Raw genomic sequence first — 6,574 nt, 5'->3', positions numbered from 1 at the left:
TTATGCAATGCGATATGTCGCGGGTCAGCCGGTCGAGCAGATCTTTCCGCCGGGTGCCATGCTACATCTCGGCCAGGCGCTGCCTCCCGGTGCGCCGCTTTCGCCTGATGCTCATCTAAAAGTGCTGGTCTGGAATATCTTCAAGCAGCAGCGCGCAGACTGGATGTCTGTATTACAGGGATTCGGCAAAGACGCGCACCTTGTATTGCTGCAAGAGGCGCAAACCACGCCGGAGCTGGTACAGTTCGCGACCAGCAACTACCTTGCCGCCGATCAGGTTCCCGCCTTCGTGCTGCCGCAGCATCCCTCTGGCGTGATGACGCTGGCGTCCGCTCATCCGGTCTACTGCTGTCCACTGCGTGAACGCGAGCCGCTACTGCGTCTGGCTAAATCAGCGCTGGTCACCGCCTACCCATTACCGACCGGCGAAATGCTAATGGTCGTCAATATTCATGCGGTCAATTTCAGCCTGGGGATTGATGTCTACAGCAAACAGCTGGGGCCGATAGGCGAGCAGATCCTGCACCATAAAGGGCCGGTTATCATGGCGGGCGATTTTAACGCCTGGAGCCGTCAGCGCATCCATGCGCTTTACCGGTTTGCACGCGAAATGGCGCTAAAAGAGGTACGGTTCACTGACGATCATCGACGTAAGGCATTTGGCCGTCCCCTGGACTTCGTTTTCTATCGCGATATGAGCGTCAGTAAGGCATCGGTGCTGGTGACGCGCGCATCGGACCATAATCCCTTACTGGTAGAGTTTAACGCGGCTCGCTGAGGTTAATGCTCCAGCAGAGCGATAGCGCGAACCGGCGAAGCGGAACCTCGCTCAATGCGCAGCGGCAGCGCGATAAAAGTAAAAGTAGGCGGTAAAAGGGAAAGATTCGCCAGATTTTCAATAATCACCTTATCGCTGCCTAACACCCGCTGATGAACCGGATTCTCTTCGCTGCCGAAAGCATCGATCGACAGCGCATCCGTACCAAATACGCTGACGCCTCTGGCGAGCAGCATCTCCGCACCGGCGGCAGAGAGGCCCGGCCAGCCGGTTAAGAAGGCTGTCTGTTCGGGACGTCGCGCCCATTTCTCATCCCAGCCCGTATGAAAAATAACGATATCGTCCTGGACAATAGCGCCATTATCCCGCTCCCAGCGGTTAATCTCCTCTGTACCAAAAGTGGAGCCGGCCTCGACGTTTCGTACGTTAATCAGCACGCCGCGGCCCATCAGCTGACGCACATCTACCTGCTCAATAGTCTTTCCTTGCGGAATAAAATGAGAAGGGGAGTCGACGTGCGTGCCGCAGTGATCGCCCATCAGCAGCTGACAGTTATAGTTGCCATCTCCACCTGCGTAGCTTTCATTTTCACCGAGCATAAATTTAGGATGCGTCGGCCATACCGGCATCAACGGTTGATAGAGATGGTTTAGCTCAATCACCTTACTGTTACGTAACGCTGTCCAGAGTGGAGTCATCTTATCCTCGCTTAATTTTTACCGTTTCTTTGATAAGCAGCAGCGGCAGGCAGGAGAGCAGCAGCACCGCGACAATGACTGCGTAGTGAACGCCAAAGCCCCAGCTATGGATGATCCAGCCACTTACCGGCGCCACCAGGATACCAGCGATACCTACGGCGAGGCCGATCATCAGACCCATACTGGAGGCGGCGGCATGGGGAGCAGAGTCAATCAGCAGCGCATAGGCAACCGGGTAGGGCGAGTTGCGAAACAGCCCCCAGAAAATCAGGATCGCCCAGGCGAGCGCGGCTGAATGAATAAAAGTGCAGAGCGCGCAGGCGACAATCCAGCCGGCGATAATGAAACCCAGCGACGATTTGCGTCCGCGTATGTCAGAAAAGCTGCCCCAGAGGATCTGGCCTGCCCAGCCGGTAAGCCCCGATGCGCCAGAAATAATCGCCGCCGTGGAGAGATCAAGCCCCACCTCGCGCGTCAGCTGTAGCGTAAGAAAGTTAGCGATACCCATCTCCGCCCAGGTAAAACCGAATACCAGCGCTATCGCCATCTGGCAGTTACGGTTTTTCAGACAGCTGAAAGAGGACGCTAAACCGGATGACTGAGGACGCGGTTCAATGGGCCGCGTAAGGCGATTTTCATCGATCCAGCGGAACACCTTGCCATGATTCTTTTTGGTGCCGAGCAGCAGCTGCATAACCACGATGCCCAGGCCAATAAGCGGGATAAACAGAAAAGCGTGGCGCCAGTCGCCGAAAGTCAGAATAGCGGCGATCAAAACTGGCCCGATAAACTGCCCCAGCGGAAAGCCGGTATGGTGAACGCCAATGGCGAATCCGCGATTCTCTTTCTGCCACCACTCACCGAGCAGCGCGACGTTGATGGGTTCAGAGCCGCCGGTGCCCATTCCCATAAACACGCGCAGCAGCTGAAAGGCACCCAGCGTCTTACAAAAGGCGGTCGCGACTCCGGAAACGATCTCTACCAGCACCGCCAGACACCAGCTATAGCAGCGGCGATAGCCGGTACCGATATAATCGGACAGCAGGCCGAACAGCACCGCGCCGGTCAGCGTGCCGATAAAGCTGAGTGAGTTGATCCAGCCGGCCTGCACCTCGCTGATATTGAAGTCTTTCATTATGGCGGGCAGCAGCGTAGGCAAAATAATACGGTCAATCGAGTTCATCAGTATCGCCAGCGTGGTGATCACCAGCATCCACCACGAAAGCGGATGGGCGCGCGGTAGCCAACCGCGTTTGACCGGCGCGTTCCCGGCGTGATTCTCCTCGCCGGACTGCGTTTGTGAGGCTTTTAACTCCTGATCCAGGCTATCGCTCATAACCTTACCCTGTAGTGTTGGCCCTGGGGCGAAAGTGAATGCCGCAGTGCGGCATCGGTTATATCTCGCGCAACCACGCCAGAAGTAACAATCTGGCTACACGAAAACAGGGTTGTTAACATGGCTCGACAGCTACTGCCATACAAGTATTTTGTGGTTAATAATTGATCGTCGTCACGCGTTTTAAGTGGTTAGCCTTCAAAAGGTAAGGCGCAGGAATAGAGAGGGAGAGGGGACAGAAATGAAAAAAGGCCAACAAATGTTGGCCTTTTCGACGCATCAGGTATCGGGCGATGCGCTATTATTTACGAAGAGCGTTAGCCTGTCGCCGGGCTGGATATCTTTCGTGCTGCTCAGGACCGTATTCCAGCGCATCACATCTTTGATATCGACGCCGTGGCGCCTTGCAATACTGGCAAGAGAATCACCTTTACGCACGCGATAGGTGATGCTGTTGCTATTATCAGCCAGACTGGTTCCGCTGCCGCCTACGGTCAGCGTCTGACCGGGACGAATGCTGGCGCCCTGCAAATTGTTCTGCTGCTTCAGCGTAGCTACGCTGACGCCCAGTTTGCCTGCGATACCAGAAAGCGTATCGCCGCTACGTACTTTATAGCTGCTGCCTGACGCGCTGTTTTTCGCCAGCTGAGTCGGCTGCACCGCTGCAATGTCGCCGGATGCGAGCGAGTTACGCAGCTGCGCCACATGGGACTTAGGCACTAAAATGTACTGCGGTCCGTTTGGCGCGGTAGCGCCTTTTTTATAGCCGGTATTGAAGCTCTTGAGCTTACTGAGCGACATACCCGCCATTTCGGCAGCCTGGGTCAACTGCATCTGCTGACCGACTTCGACGCGCGCCAGCGCGCGGCTTTCGTCAGGCGTCGGCAGTTTAATGCCGTAGCGCTTGTTGTTCTTAAGCAGATCGCTTAAGGCCAGCATTTTAGGTACGTAGACCGTGGTCTCACGCGGCAGGGATAAACTCCAGAAATCGGTGGGCTTTCCACGCGCCTTATTCTGTTTTATCGCTTTCAGCACACGTCCTTCACCGCTGTTATAAGCCGCGACGGTCAGTAACCAGTCGCCGTCGAACATCTTGTTCAGACGTTGCATCATATCCAGCGCAACCTTGGTCGAGGCCACTACATCGCGGCGCCCGTCGTACCACTGGTTTTGTTTCAAACCATAGTTTTTGCCCGTTGTTGCAACGATCTGCCAGATGCCGGCGGCATTGGCGGATGAGGTTGCATGGGGGTCAAAAGCGCTCTCCACTATGGGTAGCAGTACCAGTTCCATCGGCATCTTACGTTTATGTATCTGCTCGACTATCCAGTACATGTACGGCTCTGCCCGTAATGTTACATCGTGGAGATAGCTCTTATTTTTTAAGTACTTTTGTTTTTGTTCGCGGATCCGGCTGTTTTCCGGAATCCCCATCTTCAACTCGTCACTAATGAAACTCCAGAGATCGCTATCTTCTGCGAGGCCAGTTCCATCTTCCTGCCATCGCGGCGACAACATTCGATCACCGTACTTTCCATTTTCACCTTGACCAGCTGAAGACAGACTCTGGGCATGCTGTTCGGGGATATTGGCGTCATTCCTTGATGCCTGACATCCCACCAGCAAGACCGAGGCGAGTAATATCGCTTTAGCCTTCATGTGTGTGTCAATAGTTCGCTTAAAAGACGAGCAACTATACGTGACGCCCTGTCACAACACAACCCGAAAAATCAAAACTTGTCTTTCTTCTCACGTAAAAGGGCGAATGTGTCCCATATGTGCCCGGGTGTTAAATTTATGTTTAATGCTCTTTGTAAATCAGGCTCTTGCGTTCGTAGAAATAAATTTATTTGCCGTTCGTGCGCCAGTTTTGTGGGTAAAGTAATGCCGTTTTTGGCGCGTAAGTCCTTAATTTTCTGATATTCGGCCATAATTTGCGGGTCATGAGGCAGAATAGCCGCAGCAAACTTCAAATTAGATAAAGTGTACTCATGCGCGCAGCAAACAAGGGTATCGCCGGGAAGCTGATCAAGCTTTTGAAAAGACTCATACATTTGCTCGGCTGTGCCCTCGAAAAGACGGCCGCATCCGCCGGAAAACATGGTGTCTCCACAAAAAAGATAAGGCGAACTGTAATATGAGATATGTCCTAAAGTATGACCAGGGGTATGGATGACGCTGAACGTCAGCCCCAGCAGCTCTACCGTATCGCCTTCACACAGGATTCTGGTCGCGCCTTTATCTTCGGTTTCCTGTGGACCGAAAACCTCAAGGTCGGGAAATTTTTCCAGCAGCGCCTGTACGCCGCCGACATGATCGTGATGATGGTGAGTCAATAAAATCGCGACGGGTTTCCAGCGGTTCGCGTACACTTTCTCCAGCACAGGTTGCGCTTCGCCAGGATCGACAATCAGGCAGTTGCCCGCGTCATCATTCAGCGTCCAGATGTAGTTATCCTGTAGCGCAGGAATACTGGTAAGATTCATAATCACCTCTCGCAGGCCGTTAGAAAAGGAAGATGGTAAAGCATGAAGCGCGCTAAAACACGCCAGATTCTGACTGCGCCGCACTCATGGCGTGATATGCCATGGGGAGACTATTTCCGCGACGCGCTGACCCAGCAACTACAGCCTTACCTTGGAAAGCTTTATGGCTTTCATATGCTTAAGATTGGCAACCTTAGTGCAGAAATCAACACCGAGCACTGCGCTATTTCACACCAGGTCAATGTTGGCAGCGAAGGCGAACTGCTGCAGGTGCTGGCGCAGCCGACTCAGCTGCCCTTTGAGTCTAAATCTATTGATGCCTGTCTGCTGGCGCATACGCTGGCGTGGAGCCAGGATCCGCATCGGGTACTGCGCGAAGTGGATCGCGTGCTGATTGACGACGGCTGGATGATTATTAGCGGCTTTAATCCCTTCTCGCTGCTGGGCGTCAGTAAAGCGCTGCCCGGCATCCAGCGCAAAGCGCCGTGGAGCGGACGTATGTTTAGTCAGATGCGGCTGCTTGACTGGCTGAGCCTGCTTAATTATGAAGTGGTATTCCGCACCCGCTTTCAGGTAGTGCCCTGGCACCGACAGGGCGGCAAGGTCATCAGCGCGCATCTACCTGCACTGGGCTGCCTCAATATCGTCGTGGCGCGCAAGCGCACCTTCCCGCTGACGCCGACAAAAGCGAAAAAGGCGCTCTCTAATGCGCAGCTGCGCCCGGCGGTTAACGCCACGCGGCAGTTCCGCGCGGCGAAGGATCAGGATTCGACCTTATAGCCGATATCCTCTGACTGCGGACGCGACGCCGCGCTGCGCGCCAGCTCGTCGCAGCGTTCGTTCTCTGGATGACCAGCATGGCCTTTGACCCACTCCCACTCGATCTCATGTCCGGCGAGCGCGCTGTCGAGACGCTGCCAGAGATCGACGTTTTTCACCGGTTTTTTCTCTGCGGTTTTCCAGCCGCGCTTTTTCCAGTTATGGATCCAGCTGGTGATGCCCTGACGCACATACTGGCTGTCGGTGCTCAAGACCACGTGGCAGGGCTCTTTCAGCGCTTCCAGCGCCACAATTGCCGCCATCAGCTCCATGCGATTATTGGTGGTGAGCCGGTAACCGGCGCTGAACAGTTTTTCGTGCTGGCCGTAGCGCAAAATCGCGCCGTAGCCGCCGGGACCTGGATTGCCAAGGCAGGATCCGTCGGTGAATATTTCTACCTTCTTGCGCATCTCTGGTAGACTTCCTTCTGATAAAAACGCCAAGTCTGACATAAAAC

Annotated in this window: 7 protein-coding genes; 2 read left to right on the top strand and 5 right to left on the bottom strand. The window is 54.4% G+C overall.

What is annotated here, in order from left to right; all coding sequences use genetic code 11:
- Positions 1-778: endonuclease/exonuclease/phosphatase family protein (locus B3797_RS16185; protein ID WP_311791598.1), on the top strand; the 778-nt coding region annotated here is incomplete at its 5' end.
- Between the two features lie 2 nt (positions 779-780).
- Here the strand turns inward: B3797_RS16185 and B3797_RS16180 are convergent.
- The 4 genes from B3797_RS16180 to gloB all read right to left on the bottom strand — a co-directional run bounded on the left by B3797_RS16180 (position 781) and on the right by gloB (position 5,298).
- Positions 781-1,476 (bottom strand): cyclase family protein, encoded by a 696-nt coding sequence (locus B3797_RS16180; RefSeq protein ID WP_311791597.1) that lies wholly within the window; start codon positions 1,474-1,476, stop codon positions 781-783.
- Between the two features lies 1 nt (position 1,477).
- Positions 1,478-2,812: an MFS transporter gene (locus B3797_RS16175; protein ID WP_271152322.1), complete on the bottom strand. Its 1,335-nt coding sequence runs from the start codon at positions 2,810-2,812 to the stop codon at positions 1,478-1,480.
- A gap of 279 nt (positions 2,813-3,091) precedes the next feature.
- On the bottom strand, positions 3,092-4,471 hold the full coding sequence (gene mltD / locus B3797_RS16170) for a murein transglycosylase D (RefSeq protein ID WP_311782226.1): 1,380 nt from the start codon (positions 4,469-4,471) through the stop codon (positions 3,092-3,094).
- 71 nt (positions 4,472-4,542) lie between these two features.
- On the bottom strand, positions 4,543-5,298 hold the full coding sequence (gene gloB / locus B3797_RS16165) for a hydroxyacylglutathione hydrolase (protein WP_311782225.1): 756 nt from the start codon (positions 5,296-5,298) through the stop codon (positions 4,543-4,545).
- A gap of 42 nt (positions 5,299-5,340) precedes the next feature.
- On the opposite strand from gloB, the gene B3797_RS16160 reads away from it, so the two are divergent.
- Positions 5,341-6,078: a methyltransferase domain-containing protein gene (locus B3797_RS16160; protein ID WP_311782224.1), complete on the top strand. Its 738-nt coding sequence runs from the start codon at positions 5,341-5,343 to the stop codon at positions 6,076-6,078.
- Here B3797_RS16160 and rnhA read toward each other — a convergent pair.
- Complete coding sequence (gene rnhA, locus B3797_RS16155) at positions 6,060-6,527, bottom strand: ribonuclease HI (RefSeq protein WP_120451123.1); 468 nt, start codon at positions 6,525-6,527, stop codon at positions 6,060-6,062. The genes B3797_RS16160 and rnhA overlap by 19 nt on opposite strands.
- Positions 6,528-6,574: the final 47 nt, after the last annotated feature.

It is taken from the genome of Pantoea sp. UBA5923 (genome assembly GCF_002431095.1).
Classification (GTDB): domain Bacteria; phylum Pseudomonadota; class Gammaproteobacteria; order Enterobacterales; family Enterobacteriaceae; genus Pantoea; species Pantoea piersonii.
The sequence above is the reverse complement of the archived record's forward strand: the minus strand, read 5'-3'. Positions and strand labels throughout refer to the sequence as shown.